This is a genomic window from Nocardioides sp. (assembly GCF_035503875.1).
Taxonomy (GTDB): domain Bacteria; phylum Actinomycetota; class Actinomycetes; order Propionibacteriales; family Nocardioidaceae; genus Nocardioides.
Map to the genome: position 1 here is coordinate 46,674 of NZ_DATJTA010000096.1, position 19,255 is coordinate 65,928.

General features: G+C 71.8%; 17 protein-coding genes. 14 read left to right on the forward strand and 3 right to left on the reverse strand.

All coding sequences use genetic code 11. From position 1 onward, the window contains the following. Window positions 1–103: 103 nt before the first annotated feature. A complete protein-coding gene (locus VMF51_RS23675; RefSeq protein ID WP_325476945.1) occupies window positions 104–664 on the reverse strand; it encodes an HPP family protein in 561 nt (186 codons plus the stop codon). Window positions 665–864: 200 nt separating this feature from the next. Here VMF51_RS23675 and VMF51_RS23680 point away from each other — a divergent pair, with 200 nt between their 5' ends. Together VMF51_RS23680 and VMF51_RS23685 are read left to right on the forward strand one after the other, a co-directional pair. Further along, on the forward strand, window positions 865–1,689 hold the full coding sequence (locus tag VMF51_RS23680) for a class II glutamine amidotransferase (protein WP_325476946.1): 825 nt from the start codon (window positions 865–867) through the stop codon (window positions 1,687–1,689). A gap of 89 nt (window positions 1,690–1,778) precedes the next feature. Further along, entirely contained in the window at window positions 1,779–3,953 is a 2,175-nt protein-coding gene (locus tag VMF51_RS23685) for an acyltransferase family protein (protein WP_325476947.1), read from the forward strand. A 16-nt stretch (window positions 3,954–3,969) separates the two neighbouring features. Here the strand turns inward: VMF51_RS23685 and VMF51_RS23690 are convergent, their stop codons facing one another. Beyond that, window positions 3,970–4,683: a MerR family transcriptional regulator gene (locus VMF51_RS23690; protein WP_325476948.1), complete on the reverse strand. Its 714-nt coding sequence runs from the start codon at window positions 4,681–4,683 to the stop codon at window positions 3,970–3,972. 78 nt (window positions 4,684–4,761) lie between these two features. Here VMF51_RS23690 and VMF51_RS23695 point away from each other — a divergent pair, with 78 nt between their 5' ends. The 12 genes from VMF51_RS23695 (at window position 4,762) to VMF51_RS23750 (ending at window position 17,415) form a co-directional block, all read left to right on the forward strand. Beyond that, complete coding sequence (locus tag VMF51_RS23695; protein ID WP_325476949.1) at window positions 4,762–5,910, forward strand: acyl-CoA dehydrogenase family protein; 1,149 nt, start codon at window positions 4,762–4,764, stop codon at window positions 5,908–5,910. 2 nt (window positions 5,911–5,912) lie between these two features. Further along, window positions 5,913–7,103 carry an acyl-CoA dehydrogenase family protein gene (locus VMF51_RS23700; protein WP_325476950.1) on the forward strand — a complete coding sequence of 397 codons (1,191 nt, stop codon included), beginning with the start codon at window positions 5,913–5,915 and terminating at the stop codon, window positions 7,101–7,103. A gap of 24 nt (window positions 7,104–7,127) precedes the next feature. Next, window positions 7,128–8,984 carry an AMP-dependent synthetase/ligase gene (locus tag VMF51_RS23705; RefSeq protein WP_325476951.1) on the forward strand — a complete coding sequence of 619 codons (1,857 nt, stop codon included), beginning with the start codon at window positions 7,128–7,130 and terminating at the stop codon, window positions 8,982–8,984. Window positions 8,985–9,105: 121 nt separating this feature from the next. Further along, window positions 9,106–9,573, forward strand: a complete 468-nt coding sequence (locus tag VMF51_RS23710; RefSeq protein ID WP_325476952.1) for a DUF4334 domain-containing protein — start codon at window positions 9,106–9,108, stop codon at window positions 9,571–9,573. 83 nt (window positions 9,574–9,656) lie between these two features. Next, window positions 9,657–10,529 carry an ABC transporter permease gene (locus VMF51_RS23715; RefSeq protein WP_325476953.1) on the forward strand — a complete coding sequence of 291 codons (873 nt, stop codon included), beginning with the start codon at window positions 9,657–9,659 and terminating at the stop codon, window positions 10,527–10,529. 35 nt (window positions 10,530–10,564) lie between these two features. Continuing rightward, window positions 10,565–11,638 carry an ABC transporter substrate-binding protein gene (locus tag VMF51_RS23720; protein WP_325476954.1) on the forward strand — a complete coding sequence of 358 codons (1,074 nt, stop codon included), beginning with the start codon at window positions 10,565–10,567 and terminating at the stop codon, window positions 11,636–11,638. Then, window positions 11,635–12,441, forward strand: a complete 807-nt coding sequence (locus tag VMF51_RS23725) for an ABC transporter ATP-binding protein (RefSeq protein ID WP_325476955.1) — start codon at window positions 11,635–11,637, stop codon at window positions 12,439–12,441. Before VMF51_RS23720 ends, VMF51_RS23725 begins: the two co-directional genes overlap by 4 nt. 172 nt (window positions 12,442–12,613) lie before the next feature. Beyond that, the gene (locus VMF51_RS23730) at window positions 12,614–13,909 is read left to right on the forward strand and encodes an ISL3 family transposase (protein WP_325476956.1); all 1,296 of its coding nucleotides are present in this window, start codon (window positions 12,614–12,616) and stop codon (window positions 13,907–13,909) included. Window positions 13,910–14,051: 142 nt separating this feature from the next. Further along, on the forward strand, window positions 14,052–15,548 hold the full coding sequence (locus tag VMF51_RS23735) for a hypothetical protein (protein ID WP_325476957.1): 1,497 nt from the start codon (window positions 14,052–14,054) through the stop codon (window positions 15,546–15,548). Then, window positions 15,545–16,471 (forward strand): phosphatase PAP2 family protein, encoded by a 927-nt coding sequence (locus VMF51_RS23740; RefSeq protein WP_325476958.1) that lies wholly within the window; start codon window positions 15,545–15,547, stop codon window positions 16,469–16,471. The genes VMF51_RS23735 and VMF51_RS23740 overlap by 4 nt, the downstream gene beginning before the upstream one ends. A 29-nt stretch (window positions 16,472–16,500) precedes the next feature. Continuing rightward, on the forward strand, window positions 16,501–16,953 hold the full coding sequence (locus VMF51_RS23745; RefSeq protein WP_325476959.1) for a VanZ family protein: 453 nt from the start codon (window positions 16,501–16,503) through the stop codon (window positions 16,951–16,953). A 69-nt stretch (window positions 16,954–17,022) separates the two neighbouring features. Beyond that, on the forward strand, window positions 17,023–17,415 hold the full coding sequence (locus tag VMF51_RS23750; protein ID WP_325476960.1) for a pyridoxamine 5'-phosphate oxidase family protein: 393 nt from the start codon (window positions 17,023–17,025) through the stop codon (window positions 17,413–17,415). A 131-nt stretch (window positions 17,416–17,546) separates the two neighbouring features. On the opposite strand, the gene VMF51_RS23755 is transcribed toward VMF51_RS23750, so the two are convergent. After that, window positions 17,547–19,142 carry a methyl-accepting chemotaxis protein gene (locus VMF51_RS23755; protein ID WP_325476961.1) on the reverse strand — a complete coding sequence of 532 codons (1,596 nt, stop codon included), beginning with the start codon at window positions 19,140–19,142 and terminating at the stop codon, window positions 17,547–17,549. Window positions 19,143–19,255: the final 113 nt, after the last annotated feature.

The following is a 19,255-nucleotide window of genomic DNA, read 5'->3' on the forward strand; positions in this document are numbered from 1 at the left end:
AGCCGTCTTTACCCCTATCGGCCGGCACCTCGCCGACCCGTCACTTTCTCGGCGCTTTTCGCGGTGTGTCGACGAAGGATCGACGGGTGGGCGAGCCGGAAGGTCACCACCAGTAGACGGGGTAGTCGCCCCGCCCGGCGCGCGACCGTACGACGGCCACCAGCACGATCGCGACCGCGGCCGTCAGGACGCAGAGCACGAAGGAGCCGCGCCCGGAGACCGTGGAGGTCCCCAGGACCGCCGTCGCCGTCGCGGGCGAGTGAGCCGCGCGGCTCAGCAGCATCAGGAGGAGCGCGAGGCTCGCGGCCGCGGCCGCCGCCCAGAGCGAGTGGCTGATCAGGCCGACCCCCAACCCGGCACCGGTGGCGAGTGCCTGTCCCAGCAGCAGGTTGCGCGGCTGCGAGAGCGGCAGGTGCGGTGCGCCGGCGACCAGTGCCATGGTCCCGGCCAGCGACGGGATGAGCAGGACGTGGCCGCTCAGCGTCCCGAGTCCCACCAGGACGGTCAGCCCACCCAGGCAGGTCAGCGTCGCGACCAGGATCGCCCCGAGCGGAGCCCGCGGCGGTGCGGCGCTCGCGAACCGACGCCGTCGTACCGTCGTCTCGCCGCCCCGGAACTCCGACTCGACCGCGTCCTGGTCGGGCGGGGTGGTCGTCGCGGTCATCCCGTTCTTTCGTCAGCACCGAGGGCCGTCCTCGCGGCCGCCAGGCTAGGGAGCCACCTGCTCCGGCCCGTCCACCGGATCCCGGTGCACGGTCGAGCGTGAGATCCCGAGCACACCGTTCACCCGAGACGGACGATCCGCTCCGGCGCTGCCGCGTCCACCCTGAGTACGACGCACGAGGCGCTTCGAGGGAGGACACGATGTGTCGATGGCTCGCCTACTCCGGCTCGCCGGTGCTCGTCGAGGACCTCCTCTACCGACCCGAGCACTCCCTGATCGTGCAGAGCCTGCACTCCCGCCTGGGTGCCGAGCCGACGAACGGCGACGGCTTCGGCGTGGGCTGGTACGGCGGCACCGGGGTGCCCGGCGTCTTCCGTAGCGCCGAGCCGGCCTGGAACGACCACAACCTGCGCGAGCTGGCCGCCCACATCACCTCCCCGCTCGTGTTCGCGCACATCCGTGCCTCCATCGGCTCGCCGGTGCAGCAGACGAACTGCCACCCGTTCCGGCACGGCCACTGGCTGTGGATGCACAACGGCTACCTCGACGGCTTCGCGGTGCTCAAGCGCGACCTCCTGCTGGCGGTCGACCCCGACCTGTTCCCCTCGATCGAGGGGTCGACGGACTCGGAGCTGCTCTTCTACCTCGCCCTGACCTTCGGGCTGGCCGAGGACCCGCTGGCTGCGGTGGCCCGCGCCGTCGGTTGCGTCGAGGAGACGGCCCAGCGGCACGGCGTGGCGTTCCCGGTGCAGATGACGGTCGCGACCACCGACGGAGAGACCGTGTGGGCGTTCCGCTACTCCAGCGAGGGGCGCTCGCGCTCCCTCTTCCACAGCACCGACGTCTCGACGCTGCGCCAGCAGTACCCCGACAACCCCCTGCTGCGCGGCCTCTCCGACGAGGCCCGCCTGGTGGTCTCCGAGCCGCTCGGCGACCTGCGCGGCGCCTGGCGCGAGATCCCCGAGGCGAACTCGATCACCGTGCACGGAGGCACCGAGGAGCTGCGGCCCTTCGCACCGGCGTGAGCGACGACCGGGAGCCCGGCACCGGGGACGCGTTAAAGAGCACTGAGTAAAGTCACGGGCGCCCCTGGCCGCGCCGGAAGGATCGTCCCGTGCCCCAGCGACCGGACCGCTGCGTCCGCGTCCCGACCGACCGCCGAGCACGCCACCGGCGTACCCCCCACACACGGGGCGCCCGCCCGGGGTTCCGCGACGACATCCAAGGCATGCGCGCCCTGGCCGTGCTCGCGATCATGGTCTTCCACGCCGGCCTCAGCCCCTATCCGGGCGGGTTCGTCACCCTCGACGTCTTCTTCGTCCTCTCCGGCTTCCTCATCACCCACCTGCTCCTGCGCGAGGTCGACCGCACGGGGACGATCTCCCTGACGGCGTTCTACGCGCGCCGCGCGCGCCGGATCCTGCCGGCGGCCACCGTCGCGACCCTCGGCACGCTCCTGGCGACCTGGCTGTGGCTGGGAGTCGTCGAGGTACGCGACACGGCCGTCGACGCGATCTGGGCGACGCTGTTCGCGGCCAACGTCCGGTTCGCCTCCCAGGAGACCGACTACTTCGCGCAGGACCAGCCGCCCTCACCGCTGCAGCACTACTGGTCGCTGGCCGTCGAGGAGCAGTTCTACCTCGTGCTCCCCCTGCTGCTCGTCGCCTGCGTGCTTCTCGTCCGCCGGCGGTACGGCGGCGACCGGCTCGCGACCCGACGGACGATCGCCCTCGCCCTGGCGGCGATGAGCACCCTGAGCCTGTTCTGGTCCCTGCACGCGTCGACGGCGAGCCCGGAGACGGCGTACTTCTCGACCTTCACGCGCGCCTGGGAGTTCGGCGTCGGGGCGCTGCTGGCGATGGCCGCCCCGCGCTTCGCGTACGCCCTGACCGACCGGGCACGCACCCTGCTCGGCGCCGCCGGCCTGGCCCTGATCGCGCTCGCGTGCTTCGTGGTGACCGAGACCGACCCGTACCCCGGCTCGCTGGCCCTGCTCCCGGTGCTCGGGACCGGCGCCGTCCTGGTGGCCGGCGCCGAGATGACCGGACGACCGGCACTGGTCCAGCGCGCGCTGGGCTGCCGGCCCCTGCGGTTCGTCGGCGACGCGTCGTACTCGCTCTACCTGTGGCACTGGCCGGTGCTCGTCATCGCGACCCAGCACGTCGGCCGCGACCTGGAGCTGGCCGAGACCCTCGTCGCGGTCGGTCTCAGCGTGCTCATCGCCCTGGCCAGCCACCGCCTGGTCGAGCAGCCGTTCCGCCGGCCGATGGTGCGCCTGCCCCGCGCCCTGGCTCTCTACCCGCTCTCGGTGGCGCTGGTCCTGGTCGGCAGCACGACGGCGATCCGCTGGGTCGATCAGCCCACCGGCACGACCCAGCCCGCGATCAGCGCCGACGACCTCACCGAGGGCCCGGGAGGCGAGCCGGTCTCCGAGGAGCCGGCGGTCGCGCTGGTCCAGGCGTCGGTGCAGGCGGCCGAGGACGGTACGCCGGTCCCCTCCGGCCTCCGCCCCGGCCTGCTCGACCTCGACGGTGACCGCGCCGACCTGCGCGGCTGCGAGTTCTACGGCACCCCCTTCGAGCTGTGCCCGCGCGGCGACGTCGACGCCGACCGCACGATCATGGTGCTGGGCGACTCGCACGGCCGGCACTGGCTGCCGGCCTTCGAGGAGATCGCCGAACGGGCCGGGTTCGCGACCTTCTACCTGGTGAAGTCGGCCTGCAACCCCAGCCTCGTCGACGTCGCCGACCGCAACCTCACCGGTGCCTGGCCCGAGTGCGGCGACTTCGCCGACTGGGCGCGCGAGCAGGTCGCAGCCGTGCGGCCCGACCTGGTCGTCCTCTCCGGTTCCGTGCCCCGCGGCTTCGTGGTCGACGGCGAGATCCGCACCGACGACGCGACCGCGAGCGAGCTCGTCCTCGCGGGCTACCGCAGCATGATCTCGGACCTGGCCCCGCTCGCCGACGACGTCGTCGTCCTGGGTGACGTGCCGCGCCGCCCGACCCTCGCCGGCACCTGCCTGGGCGCCCGCGGCGCCACCCTCGCGGACTGCCTCACGAGCCCGGTGGAGCGCAACGAGCTGATGACCGACACGATGCAGGAGGCCACCCGCGGGACGCCCGCGCGCTTCGTCGGCACCCGCGACTGGTTCTGCGCCGGCGACCGGTGCCCGGCGGTGGTGGGCGACATCGTCACCATGCGGGACAAGCACCACATGAGCGCGACGTACGCCGCCTCCCTGGCCGAGCCCCTCGCCGAGCGGCTCGGGATCGAGATGCCGAACCGGTGACGCGGGAGTGCCCGGCCTACCGCGCCAGCGAACGCGTGATGACGGCGTTGGCCGCGCGCTGGAAGCCGGTGACGACCGCCTCCAGGGTGAGCTGACGCAGCCGGGAGACGGTCCGCTCGAGGCGCTCGGCGTCCTCGGGCGAGTGCGGCTCGCGTCGGTACGGCGCCAGGATGCCCTCGCGCAGGATCTCGGTGAGGTCGTCGGCGAGGGCCTCCATGTGGCGGCGGATCGCGTCGCCGGCGGCCCCCAGGCTGTCCTCGGGTACGTCGAGGTCGAGCAGCTCGACGCCGACGGCCAGGTTCGGCAGCGCGACGTACCCGCTCCCCTGACGCTCGACGGTGCCGACCTTCTCCAGGACCGCGACGTCGCGGTCGCTGAGGGTGCGACCGGCGCGCTCCTCGAGCCCGCGGTGGTCCAGCTCCTCGTGCGGCAGCGGGCTCCACGACGTGTGCATCACCCGCTGCAGCGCGAGGTCCTCGACGGTGGCGTCGGCGGGCAGCGAGGCGACGTACCGCTCGACGGCCTGCAGCGTGAAGCCGTGGTCCTGCAGCGCCCGGACCAGCTCCAGGTGGGCGCGGTGCAGGGGTCCGTAGTAGGCGATCCGGCCCTGGCGCACCGGCGGCGGCAGCAGTCCGAGGGTGGCGTAGTAGCGCGTCGTGCGCACCGTCAGGCCGACCGCGGCGGCCAGCTCGTCGATCGTCAGCAGGCCCTCCGACGCTCCCTCGCTCACGCCCAGCACAGTAGTCCCTTGCACGTTGACAGTTCTGCTGTAACAGTTAGACCGTCACGATCACGCGAAGGAGATCCCATGTCGCAGACCCCGTCGTTCTTCGAGCAGGAGCACGAGGACTTCCGTCGTACCGTCCGCGCGTTCCTCGAGAAGGAGGTCGTCCCGTTCCACGAGCAGTGGGAGCGCGACGGCCAGGTCGACCGGGAGGTGTGGCGCAAGGCCGGCGAGCAGGGACTGCTCTGCTTCGACGTCGAGGAGGAGTACGGCGGCGCCGGGATCGCCGACTTCCGCTACAACATGATCGTCTCCGACGAGATCGGCCGGGTCGGGGGCAGCGGACTCGGCTTCCCGGTCCACACCGACATCATCGTCCCCTACATCAGCCAGCTCGGGACGCCCGAGCAGAAGCAGCGCTGGCTGCCGGGCCTGGTCAGCGGCGAGCTGATCTCCGCGATCGCCATGACCGAGCCGGGCGCCGGCTCCGACCTGCAGGGCATCCGGACCACGGCCGTCGACAAGGGCGACCACTACGTCCTCAACGGCTCGAAGACCTTCATCAGCAACGGCATCCTGTCCGACCTGGTCATCGTCGTCGCCCGCACCAACCCCGACGCCGGCCACCAGGGCATCAGCCTGCTGGTCGTCGAGCGCGGCATGGCCGGCTTCGAGCGCGGACGCAACCTCGACAAGATCGGCATGAAGGCCCAGGACACCGCCGAGCTGTTCTTCGACAACGTCGAGGTGCCCAAGGCGAACCTGCTCGGCGAGGAGGGCTCCGGCTTCATCTCGCTGATGGTCAACCTCCCCCAGGAGCGGATCTCGATCGCCGCCATCGCGGTCGCGGCCTGCGAGCACGTGCTGAGCCTGTGCCTCGACTACGCGAAGGAGCGCGAGGCGTTCGGCAAGCCGATCGGCAAGTTCCAGCACAACCGGTTCCTGCTCGCCGAGATGGCCACCGAGGTCCACATCGCACGCGTCTTCGTCAACGACTGCGTGACGAAGCTGAACGCCGGCGAGGTCGACACGACGCTCGCCTCGATGGCGAAGTGGTGGACGACCGAGCTGCAGAAGAAGCTCGTCGACCAGGGCGTGCAGCTGCACGGCGGCTACGGCTACATGATGGAGTACCCCATCGCCAAGGCGTACGTCGACAGCCGCATCCAGACGATCTACGGCGGCACGACCGAGATCCAGAAGGAGATCATCGGTCGGAGCCTGGGGATCTGAGCATGGACCTCGACCTGCCGGAGTCCGCGCTCGCCGTACGCGAGGGCGTCGCCGCCGTCGCGGCGAAGTACGACCACGCGTACTGGTCGCGCTGCGAGGAGGAGCACCGCTTCCCCCAGGAGGTCTTCGACGACCTCGGGGCCGGCGGCTGGTTCGGCCTCTGCGTCCCGGAGGAGTACGGCGGTGGCGGCCAGGGTCTCCTCGAGCTGGCCGTCGCCAACGAGACGCTCTGCGCGTCGGGCGGGGTGGCCGGGACGTTCTTCTACGTCACCACGCCCGGCTTCGGCGCGATGACGCTGACCCGGCACGGCACCGAGGAGCAGAAGCAGCGGATCCTGCCCGGGCTGGCCGAGGGCCGGGTGCAGTTCTGCTTCGCGCTCACCGAGCCCGACGCCGGGTCGAACGCCATCGAGATCACCACGGCGGCCCGGCCCGACGGCGATGACTTCCTGGTCCGCGGCCAGAAGATCTGGATCTCCAACGTCGAGAACGCCGACTGGATGGTCGTGGTCACCCGCACCACCCCGGCGGCCGAGGCGAAGGACGAGCTGGGCTCCCGGACGGCGGGCTTCACGCTGTTCCTCGTCGACGTGCGCGAGGCCGTCGCCGCCGGGACCCTGTCGTACACGCCCATCCCCAAGATGGGCAGCAACATCCTGCACTCCAGCCAGGTCTTCCTCGACGACGTCCGGGTGCCGTCGGGCAACGTCATCGGCGAGGTCGACCAGGGCTTCTCGGTGCTGTGGGACGTGCTGAACCCGGAGCGGATCCTGGCCGCGTCCGGGGGCATCGGGACCGCCGACGCCGCGCTGCGGATCGCCACCGACTACGCCAAGGAGCGGGTCGTCTTCGGCCGGCCGATCGGCGCCAACCAGGGGCTGCAGTTCCCGCTCGCGCAGCTCAAGGCCAAGACCGAGCTGGGCCGGCTGATGACCTACCGCGCCGCGTGGCTCTTCGACCAGGGACGTCCGTGCGGCAACGAGGCGAACATCGCCAAGCTGACCGGCGCCCAGGTCGGCTGGGAGGCGGCCAACCAGGCGTTCCAGACCCTCGGCGGGATGGCGTACTCGAAGGAGTACCCCGTCGAGCGCATCTTCCGTGACGCCCGGATCGCCAAGAACATCCCCGTCGCCGAGGAGCTCATCCTCGCCCACATCGGCACCCAGATGCTGGGGCTGCCGCGCAGTTACTGACCGACCGACCCCGCAGGAGCCCCGATGTCCGACGTCCTCACCCAACGCGCCGAGATCGAGCACGAGATCGCGGGGCTGACCCTCCCCGTCACTCTCGAACGCGTGGTCGCCGAGCGCGGCGACGCCCCGGCGTACTCCGACAAGGTCGGCGTCGATCCGGGGCAGCCCGGCTGGCGCACGGTGTCCTGGACGGCGTACCGCGAGCAGGTCCTCGACGTCGCGGCCGGGCTGGCGGCCCGGGGCCTCGGCCCCGGCGACACCATGGCGATCATGGCGTCGAGCCGGATCGAGCACGTGCTGGTCGACATGGCCGCGGTGCACGCGGGCGCGACGCCGATGTCGGTCTACGCGACGCTCGCGCCCGAGCAGGTCACCTACGTCGCCGGTCACTCCGAGCCTGCCGTCGTCGTACTCGAAGGGGCCGACCAGCTGGCGCGCTGGCGACCGGCCCTGGACGCCTCGGCCAGTATCCGCACGGTCGTCGTCCTCGACGAGGACGCGGTGCCCGACGGCGAGCGGTACGTCGCGTGGTCGGCGCTGCTGGCCGACGGGGCCGCCCACCGGGCGGCGCACGCCGAGGAGGTCGAGGCGCGCTGGCGCGCGGTGCGGCCCGAGGACGCGGTCACGATCCTCTACACGTCCGGCACGACCGGGCACCCGAAGGGCGTGGTGCTGACGCACACGAACGTGCTCTTCGAGGCGCACTCCTCGCTGCGCACCGCCGCCCCCGAGGGCGACCTCGTCTGGATCTCGTACCTGCCGCTCGCGCACATCGCCGAGCGGCTCCTCGGCATGTACATCCCGCAGATCCAGGGCGGGCACGTGCACCTGGTCGCCGACCCCTCGCAGCTCGTCGGCGCGCTGGCCGAGGTGCACCCGACGCGGTTCTTCGGCGTCCCGCGGGTCTGGGAGAAGATCAAGACCGGCATCAGCGCGAAGCTCGCCGCGGAGCCCGACGAGGCCCGCCGGGCCGGCATCGAGGCCGCGATGGCGGTCGGGCTCGAGTACGTCGAGTCGCAGCAGTACGGCGAGACCACCTCCCCCGAGCTCCAGGCCCGCTTCGAGGCCGTCGACGCGCAGGTGCTGAGCCTGCTGCGCGGGCTGCTCGGCCTGGACCGGGTCGAGTGGGCGACGTCGGCGGCCGCCCCGATGCCGCTGGAGGTGGCCCGCTTCTTCGCCGGCCTCGGCATGCGCATCTACGACGTCTACGGCATGACGGAGACCACCGCCGCGGTGACCGCCTGCGGACCGAGCGCGTTCCGGCTCGGCACGGTCGGTCGGGCGCTGGCCGGCGTCGAGGTCCGGGTCGCCGAGGACGGCGAGATCCTGGCCCGCGGCCCGGTGCAGACCCCCGGCTACTTCCGGCAGGAGGGCGCCACCCGGGCGCTCGTCGACGACGAGGGCTGGGTGCACACGGGCGACATCGGCGTCCTCGACGAGGACGGGTTCCTGCGCGTGGTGGATCGGAAGAAGGAGATGATCATCACCTCCTCCGGCAAGAACATCGCGCCGTCCAACATCGAGAACTACCTCAAGGAGTCCCCGATCGTCGGCCACGCGCTGGTCTTCGGCGAGGGCCGGCCGTACGTCGTCGCCGTCCTCACCCTGGACGCCGAGATCGCTCCGCTCGTCGCCGCCCAGCTCGGCATCGAGTCCGCCTCGCTGGCCGAGCTCGCCCAGCACCCCGCGATCCTGGCCATGGCCCAGCAGGCCGTCGAGGCCGCGAACGCCCGGCTCTCCCGGCCCGAGCAGGTCAAGCAGTTCGAGCTGCTGCCGGTCGAGTGGACGGCGGAGTCCGAGGAGCTCACCCCCACGTTGAAGCTGAAGCGGCGCGTCGTCCACCAGAAGTACGCCGACGTGCTCGAGCGGTTGTACTCGTGAGCGGGCGGCGCCGCAGGTTCATCACGGTATGCAGACCAGTTCGCACTCCCCATGGTGGGTACGCCGTGGTCAGTGCCGGCTCGTCTGCATACCGTGATGAAGCCGCACCCAGGACCCCGGCATGACCGCCCCCGACCCCCAGACCCGGATCGCCACCCTGCGATCCGCCGAGGGTCGCGTCGACCCGGCCGAGCTCGACCAGGTCTGGGCGGAGCTCGACCCGCTGCGGCCCGAGGAGCTGCTCGGCACCTGGCGCGGCAGCGCGTTCGACACCGGCCACCCGGCGCACGTGCTGCTCACCTCGCTGCGCTGGTACGGCAAGCGCTTCCACTCCCTCGACCGTGTGGACCCGATCGTGTGCCATGGCGAGGACGGCGAGCTGGTCGCGAACAAGGAGGCCGCGAAGGGCGGCGCGAGCCTGTGGCCCGTGGAGTTCCGGGGCGAGGTCACCGCGACGATGGTGTACGACGGCCAGCCGATCCTCGACCACTTCAAGCGGATCGACGCCGACACCCTGATGGGGATCATGAACGGCAAGGGCGTGCTGCACGAGGGGGCGCACTACTACTTCGTGCTCGAGCGGGAGTAGCGCACCGGATCCTGTCTGGACCGCCGTCTCGAAAGCGAGTCGTTGGCTAAAGTCGATCAAGTAACTGTGATTTGATCGTCCGCATGGCCACCACCACCTCCCCGCGCGCCCAGGCCGTGCGTGCCCGGGCCGTGCGCGCCGACGCCGTACGCCGCCAGCGCCTGCGCCGGGTCCCGCTCCACGTCGGGACCTTCCTGGTGCTGCTGGCCACCTGGTGGCTGCTCACCAGCCTGGAGGTGGTGCGCCCGCTGTACCTGCCCGGACCCGGCGCCGTCTGGGACGCGTTCGTGCGGGCCAACACCGACCATCCGCTCAGCTCCACCTCCGACCGGATCGTGCGCGGCGAGCAGAACTACTACCTGTGGGAGCACCTGCTCGCCAGCCTGCAGCGGATCCTGCTCGGCGTCGGCGCCGCGATCGCGATCGGCATCCCGCTCGGCCTGCTGATGGCCACGACCTGGCTCGGGACCGTCCTCGAGCCGTACCTCAGCTTCGTCCGCTCGCTCCCGCCGCTGGCCTACATCGGCCTGCTCATCGTCTGGTTCGGCATCGGCGACACGTCGAAGATCTGGCTGCTGTTCCTCGCCGCGTTCCCGCCGATCACGATGGCCACCATCAGCGGCATCCGCGGGGTGCGCGAGGACATGGTCAACGCCGTCCTCACCCTCGGCGCCTCGCGCCGGCAGGCGCTGACGTCGGTGATGCTCCCGGCGACGCTGCCCGAGATCCTCACCGGCATCCGGGTGGCGACCGGGTTCGCCTGGACGACGGTCGTCGCCGCCGAGATCGCCAACGGCATCCCCGGCATCGGCGGCCTGGCCTACCTGTCCGGCGAGAAGCTGAACTCCGCCCTCGTCATCGCCTGCATCCTCGTGATCGGTCTCGCGGCGATCGCCCTCGATCTCGGTCTGAAGTACCTGGAGAAGGTCCTTGTCCCCTGGCGGGGCAAGGCGTGAACCGCGCCGCGACGGCGTACGAAGGAGAACACCGCATGTCCCGAAAGACCACCGGAGCCGCGCTGTTGGCGAGCGCCGCCCTGGCCCTCACCCTCAGCGGCTGCGTCGCCGACGCCGAGGACCGCAAGGCGGAGTCCGCACCCGAGACCGACTGCCCCTGGACTCCGGACGAGTCGATCACGACGACGGCCCGGATCGCCTGGCAGGCCATCCCGAACGGCGACGCGGTCGTCAAGGACCTCGGCCTGCTCGAGGCGTGCATGCCGAAGGCGAAGATCACCTGGGTCCAGGCGGCCTCGGGCGGCGACGTCATCACCTACTACGGGGCCGACGAGGTCGACCTCGGCCTGATGGGCTCGGCGCCCGCCGCCCGCTCGGCCTCCGAGCCCGTGGTCCGCGACGTCGACATCGCCACCATCTGGATCCACGACGTCATCGGCGACGCCGAGTCGCTCATCGTCAAGGACGCCGGGGTCACCGACCTGGCCCAGCTGAAGGGCGCCACGATCGCGACGCCGTTCAGCAGCACGGCCCACTATTCGCTGCTGCAGGCCCTCGCCGAGGCCGGGCTGGACCCGGCCGAGGACGTCACGGTCATCAACCTCGACCCCGAGAAGATGCCCGCGGCCTGGCAGGGCGGCGAGATCGACGCCGCCTGGGTCTGGGACCCGGTGCAGAGCCAGCTGCTGGAGGAGGGCGGCGCCCGGCTGATCTCCAGCTCCGACACGGCCGCCGCGGGCCGGCCCACCTTCGACGTCGGCACCGTCGACCGGACCTTCGCCGCCGAGAACGAGGACTTCCTCACCCAGTGGGCCAAGGCCCAGGACCACGCGGTCCAGCTGATCCAGGACGACCCCGCGACGGCGGCCGAGTCCGTCGCCGTCGTACTCGGCATCGACCCCGGCGCCGCGAAGGCGCAGTTCGCCGGCCTGGAGTTCCACCGGGCGAGCGAGCAGGCGGGCGCCGACTACCTCGGCGGCAAGTTCGCCGAGGACCTGCTCACCACGGCGAACTTCCTGCTCGAGCAGGGTGAGGTCGACGCCGTCGGCGACGCCGCGGTGTACGCCGAGCACGTCGACGCCGGACCCGCGAGCCGGGCCGCCGAGTGAGCCACGGGCGTGCCATCGCGTTCGAGGGCGTCGAGCACCACTTCGACGTGGGTGGCACGCCCGTGCCCGCGCTCGACCGGATCGACCTGACCATCGAGCCCGGCGAGTTCGTCACGCTCGCCGGACCCTCGGGGTGCGGCAAGACGACCCTGCTGCGCCTGATCGCCGGCTTCCTGCCGCCGTCGACCGGACGGGTGACGTGCGGCGGCGAGCAGGTGCGGGGGCCGGCCGAGGAGCGGGGGGTGGTCTTCCAGCAGCCGACCCTGTTCCCCTGGCTCACGGTACGGCGCAACGTCGAGCTCGGGCCCAAACTGCGGGGCGTGCCGGCGGCGGCGCGCGCCGAGATCGCCGACCGCTACCTGCGCCTCGTGGGGCTGCAGGACTTCGGGAAGCACCGTCCCTACGAGCTCTCCGGCGGCATGCAGCAGCGCTGCCAGATCGCGCGGGTGCTGGCCAACGAGCCCGACGTCGTCCTCATGGACGAGCCCTTCGGCGCCTTGGACGCGCTCACCCGCGAGCGGCTGCAGGAGGAGCTCCTCGAGATCTGGCGGGCCACCGGCCGGACCATCCTGTTCATCACCCACAGCGTCGACGAGGCGGTCTTCCTGGGCTCGCGGGTGCTGGTGATGAGCCCGCGCCCCGGCCGCATCGTCTTCGACGAGTCCGCCGTCCTCACCGAGTACGGCGCCCGGGTCCCCGCCGACGAGATCCGCGCCCTCCCCGAGTACGCCGCCCTCTGCGACCGCGTCCGCCACGCCATCCACCAACCCCGCGAGTCCCCCCGCACGCCGAGTCGGCAGTAGTTGCCCGCCGAGTCGGCAGAAGTTGCCCGCCGAGTCGGCAGAAGTTGCGCGCCGAGTCGGGCTCTTCTGCAGCTTGTGTGGGTGCATGAGCGTGGTCTGAACGAGCGCACGCCGCTCTCTGCCTAGGTTTCTGAGCTGTCTAGGAACATCCACCGGGCGGCAGGAGAGCGGCGTGCGGGACAGCACTTTATGGCGTGCTCTGATCGGGGTCGAGAACACGATCGTCGAGGGCGTCGAGTTCGACGAACAACGGCAGGTCGTGACCGTGCGGGTCCGGCCTGTTGCTCGGCGGCAGAACCGGTGCGGGCGCTGTGAACGCCCAGCACGGCGTTACGACCACGGCCGTGGTGGACCACGTCATTGGCGCACCCTGGACCTCGGCACGATCGAGTGTCGGCTCCAGGCCTCGGTGCCGCGAGTACGGTGCCGCGAGCACGGCGTGGTCGTCGCGCACGTGCCCTGGGCACGCCATGGCGCCCGCTCCACCCGGGTCTTCGATGACCAGGTCGCCTGGTTGGCGACCCAGACCTCCCAGCACGCGGTGAGCGAGTTGATGCGCATCGCGTGGCGCACCGTCGGCGCGGTCATCACGCGGGTCTGGGCCGACGTCGAAGACCGCGTCGACCTGCTGGCCGGGCTGTCCAGGATCGGGATCGACGAGGTCTCCTACCGGCGCGGACGCCTGTACCTGATGGTCGTCATCGACCATCACACCGGCCGCCTGGTGTGGGCCGGACAGGGACAGACCAAAGCCACCCTGGCCGGGTTCTTCGACCTCCTCGGCCCCGAACGCACCGCCCAGATCACCCATGTCACCGCCGACAGCGCCGGCTACATCGCCGACGTCGTCGCCGAGCGGTGCCCCACCGCGATCCAGGCAGCCGACCCCTTCCACGTCGTGAAGTGGGTCAACGACGCCCTCGGCGAAGTCCGTCTCACCGCTTGGCGTGAGGCCCGCGCAGCCGTACGAGCGAACCCACCCCGACGCGGTCGACCCGCCAAGAACGCCCAGCCCCACACCGAATCACAGCGGCTGAAGATGCTGACCCGCTCGCGCTACGCACTGTGGAAGAACCCCGAGAACCTCACCGACCGACAACACGTCCAGCTGCGCTGGATCGCTGAGACCGACCCCCGCCTCTGGCGCGCCTACCAACTCAAAGAAGGCCTCCGCGCCATCTTCAAACTCCCGCTCCGCGACGCCACCGACGCCCTGGAGTCCTGGATCAAATCCGCACGACGCTGCCACATCCCCCAATACGTCAAGCTCGCCACCACCGTCGAGAAACTACGCCGACCCATCCTGCTCGCCATCGAGCACGGACTCTCGAACGGACGAACCGAAGCCCTCAACCTCCGCATCCGACTCCGCACCCGCATGGCCTACGGCTTCCGCGACCCCCACGCCCTCATCGCAATCCTCAGGCTCACCCTCGGCGGTCACCGCCCCGAACTACCCGGACGGTGACCACACAAACTGCAGAAGAGCCCGACTCGGCAGAAGTTGCGCGTGAGCAAGCAAGGTCGGTGCGGTGGGTATCTGACGTGCCCCAAGACAACTCCTCACCATAGAGTTCGTCCCAGCTGTCCGCATCCTGTGAGGGGAACCCGTGCACCGCCGCGTCGCCAGTCCCCGGGCCATCCGGTCGGCGTGGGCACGCGTCGGCCTGCTGGCGGCTCTGGCCTGCCTGGGCTGGGTGCCGTTCATGGGCCGCTCGCTGAGCCCCGACGAGGGCGGCATGCTGATCGTGGGCGGGCAGTGGGCGCCGGGCAGCTCGCTGTACGGCGACTACTGGGTCGACCGCCCACCGGTGCTGGTGGCGCTGTTCGCGCTGGCCGACGAGGCGGGCGGAGCCTGGGCGCTGCGCACCCTCGGCGTACTCGCCGTGATCGCGACCGTGCTGCTCGCCGGGCTGGTGGGGCGGCTCGCCGTACCCTCCTCGCTCAACGCGCCGCTGCTGACCGCCGGCGCCGCGGCGGCGCTGGTCGCCACGCCGCTCTTCGGCGGCGGCGCGGTCAACGGCGAGCTGCTGGGCCTGCCGTTCCTGCTCGCCGGGATCGCCGCCGTCCTGCGATCCCGTACGGCGACCACCTGGCGCAGCGGCTTCGCCTGGGCGCTCCTCGCCGGCGTCGCGGGCGCGTGCGGGGCGATGGTCAAGCAGAACCTCGTCGACGTGTTCGTCCTCGTCGCCGCGCTCGTCGTCCTGCAGTGGCGACCGCGCCGGGGCGAGTCGACCGTCGTGTCCCGCACCCTGGCCGGCACGGCCGTCGGGGCGCTCGCCGCCGTGGGCCTCGCGGTCTGGCTCGCCGCCCTCCGCGGCACCGACCCGGGCCCGCTGTGGGAGGCCGTCGTCTCGTTCCGGGGCGAGGCGGCCGCCAAGATCGTCTCCTCCGCGACCGAGACCACCAGCCGCCGCCTGCTCGGCATGATCGCCGCCCTCGTCGCGAGCGCCGCGCCGCTCCTCGTCGCCGCGCTCCTGCTCGCCTCCCGCCGCCCGGTCCGCGAGGCCGCGGACGCTCCCGGCCCCGGCGACCTGCGCTGGGCGGCGGTCGCCGTGCTGGCCTGGGAGCTGGTCGCCGCCTACGTGAGCGGCAGCTACTGGCTGCACTACCTCACCGCCCTGATCCCCGGGGTCGTGCTGGTGGCCGCCGCGGCCGCGCAGCGCCGACCCGAACGCTCACGCCTGCTGACCACGGCGTACGCCGTCACCGCGATCTCGACGGCCTGCGCGATCGTGTTCGTCGCCGTACGGCCCATCGAGCGGCCCGAGGAGCCGGTCGTCGCCTACCTCCAGGACAAGGTCCGGCCGGGCGACACCGGGATGGTGGCGTTCGGCGCCGCCAACATCCTGCAGGCCGCCGGCCTGCAGAGCCCCTACCCCGATCTGTGGAGCCTGCCGGTGCGGGTCCGCGACCCGAAGCTCGAGCGGCTCGAGCAGGTGCTGGCCGGCCCGGACCGGCCGACCTGGCTCATCGTCGCCGGCCGCTCCCTCGACACCTGGGGCATCGACGCCTCGGCGGCGGAGGTCCACCTCGACGAGCACTACGAACTCGTCGGCAGCCCCGGCCGGTTCACCGTCTACCACCGGAAGGACCACACCCCGTGACGTCCGCGCCCACCCAGGTCGCCGTCTCCCCCACCCGCCCGGCCAGCCGCCGGCGCGCGATGACGGCGTACATCGTCGCGCTGCTCGTGTGGAGCCTGACGATCGGCATCCCCAACGACACCCTGGGCGTGTGCCTGTGGATCTGGATCGGCACGGTGGCCTGGCACGCCGACGCACCGCGCGAGGTGACCCGGGCCTGGTGGCGCGACTGGTGGCTGCCGATGGCGCTGCTGGTGACGTACTCGCTGCTGCGCGGGTTCGCCGACCAGACGTTCGTGCCGGTCAACATCACCCCGCCGATCCGCTTCGACGAGTGGCTCGGCGGCGGGACCACCCCGACCGAGCTGCTGCAGGACGCCTGGTGCGGCGACCCGTGCCTGCGCTCCTCGCCGCCGCGCTGGTACGACACGCTCTTCACCACCGTCTACGCGTCGCACTTCCTGGCCTCGCTGGGGCTCGCGGGCGTGCTGTGGATCCGCAGCCGGGTCGAGTGGGTGCGCTGGATCCGCCGGTTCGTCGCGATGAACTTCGCCGGGCTGACGATCTACTTCCTCTACCCGATGGCGCCGCCGTGGATGGCCGGACGCGACGGGTTCATCGGGACGGTCACCCGGATCACGGGCCGCGGCTGGGACGAGATCGGCCTGGAGCGTCAGAGCATCTTCTTCGGCGGCCTGCCCAACAAGGTCGCCGCGATGCCGTCGCTGCACGCGGGCTTCTCGTTCCTGCTGGTCTTCTACGCGATCCAGCGGTTCAAGCACCCGGCGCGCTGGCTGCTGCTGGCCTACCCGCTGACCATGTCGCTGAGCCTGGTCTACACCGGCGAGCACTACGTCGTCGACGCGATCGCCGGCGCCCTCGTCGCGCTCGCGGTGCTGGTCGGCTGCCAGGTCTGGGAGAACCGCCGGGCCCGCGCGGCCTGACCCGACCGCCCCCTCGGCACACTGGGCGGATGCTGCACCGGCACCCCTTCCTGAGCCTGGTCACCCTGGCGTACCTCGGCTTCGTCGCCTGGCTGACCCTCACCCCGGGCTCGGCCGCCCCGACCCAGAGCGACCTGGTGCTGCGGGTGCTCGCCCGGCTGCAGGCGTACGACGAGCTCTCGTGGCTGACCTACGACCGGGCCGAGTTCCTGGCCAACGTCGCGCTGTTCGTCCCCGTCGGGCTGTTCCTGCTACTGCTGTTCGGGACCCGGCTGTGGTGGATCGCGGCGGCCGCCGCGTTCGCGATGACCGCCGCGATCGAGACCGCGCAGCGCTCGATCCCCGGCCGGGTCCCCGACGAGCGCGACCTCGTCGCCAATACGGCCGGCGCGCTGGTCGGCATCGTGATCGGCGTCGTACTCACCCTGCCGGCGACGCTACGGCGGGGCCGCGCCCGGCGCGCCCGCCGCGCGGCCGCTTAGGTCCTTCGTCCCACGCCCACGTGCCCCGGGGGCCTGTCGGTCCTGGACCCGTCCGGGCACCATGGGGGCATGAACCAGCCCGGACAGCTGCGCGACCTGTCGGCCCCCGAGTGCTGGGAGCTGCTCGCCGGCGCCCCGGTCGGCCGGATCATCTGGAGCACCGCGACCGGCCCCGAGGTGGTCCCCGTCAACTTCACCTCCGACGGATCGACGATCCGCATCCGGACCGCGGCGTACTCCGCCCTGGTGCAGAAGGTCGACGCCGAGCGGGTCGCCTTCGAGGTGGACTCGATCTCCGAGACCGACCACTCCGGGTGGAGCGTCGTGGCCCGCGGCCAGGCGGATATCCGGTACGGCGCGGACGACGGTCCGACCCCCGAGCCGTGGGCGGCCGGATCGCGCCACACCACGATCGCGATCGCGGTCGACCACATCACCGGCCGCCGCCTGCTCCCCGACTGACAACGTCGAGTCGGCAGTACTTGTCGACGGTCTGTCTGCAACTTCTGCCGACTCGACGCGCAAGTACTGCCGACTCGGCGCGCAAGTACTGCCGACTCGGCGCGCAAGTTCTGCCGACTCGGCGGGTGGGTTCAGACGCGGAAGCGGCCGACGGCGGCCTCCAGCTCCGCACCCATCTCGGCCAGCTCGGCCGCGGCGGTCTGGGCGTCGCGCACCCCGGCCGAGGTCTCGGCGGTGGCGGAGGCGATGCCGGCGACGTTGCTCGCGATGCCCTCGGAGCCGTTCGCGGCCTCGAGCACGTTGCGGTTCATCTCGTTGGTGGTGGCGGTCTGCTGCTCCACCGCCGAGGCGATCGTCATCTGGAAGTCGTTGATCTCGGCGATCACCGCGCTGATCTGGCTGATCGCCTCGACCGCGCCGCCCGTGTCGGCCTGGATGGTCTCCACCCGGCGCGAGATGTCCTCGGTGGCACGAGCGGTCTCCTGAGCCAGCTCCTTGACCTCGCCGGCGACGACCGCGAAGCCCTTGCCGGCCTCGCCGGCGCGGGCGGCCTCGATGGTGGCGTTCAGGGCCAGCAGGTTGGTCTGCTCGGCGATCGAGGTGATCACCTTGACGACCGACGCGATCTCCTGCGACGAGACGCCCAGCTTGCCGACGGTCTCGGTGGTGTTCTCGGCGATGCTCACCGCGTTGCCGGCCACCCTCGCCGCCTCGTTGGCGCTGTGCGCGATCTCGCGGATCGCCGACTCCATCTGCTCGGAGCCGGAGGCGACGGTTCCCACGTTGCGCGATACCTCGCCGGCGGAGACCGAGGCCACCTCGGCCTGGGTCGCGACGCCCTGCACGTTGGTCGTGATGACCTCGGCCGAGCTGCGCAGCTGCGCGGACGAGCCGGCCAGTCGTGCGGCGAGCTCGCGGACCAGCTGCATCACCGAGCCGAAGGCGTCGAGCGTGGCGTTCAGCGAGCGGTTCATCTCGGTGATCTCGCGCGAGCCGGCGTCCGCGACCCGGACGGTCAGGTCGCCAGCGGCGACCTGGGCCAGGACGTCGCGGGTGGCTTGGACCGGCCCGACCACGCTGCGGGCGGTGACCACGCCGAGCCCGACGGTGAGCACCAGCCCGACGCCGATGATCACCAGGGTCAGGGTGCGCGCCGACTCGTAGGCGTCCCGGGCGGCCTGCGCCTGCTTGGCCGCCTCGGCCTGCTCGGCCTCGTTGGCCTCGGTGATGGACGCCTTCGCCAGGTCGGCCGCCGTCCCCATGTCCGCGAGGCGCGCCATGGTCTCCTCCGGAGACAGGGTCCCGCTCTTGAGCGCCGCCAGCGCCTCCTCGTTGGCGTCGATCGCCGCCGCGAAGGAGTCGATCGCCGTCGCGACCGTCGCCGAGAGGTCCATCTGCTGCACCTCGGTGACCAGGGTGCCGAGCTCCTCCAGTGCCCGGGCCGCCTCCTTCGCCTCCGCGGCCAGGGTCTCCTTCGGGATCGACTCGATGGCGGTGCGGGCGTCGTGGGCGGCGTACTCCCACCACAGGACCTGGAGCTCGCGGGTGGCGTCGAGCTGGACGGTGCCGTTGTCGTACACCGCCTCGGCGCGGTCGCTGATGTCGCCCATCCGGTTGAGGGCGAAGCCGGCGACGACCACGCTCGCCACGGACGCGGCCAGGAAGGCGGCCAGCAGCCTGGTCCGCAGGGTCAGGCCGCTCAGGGAGCGGGCGGGCGAGGACGGCATGGCAAACCTCTCTCTCGGGTCGGCACTCGACCCTGTCGCGCCCCTATCGGCCGCCGAGGAGACGACCTGAGTGCCCCTCCCCCGCACCGATGAGTACGGCGGGGGCGCCCGGT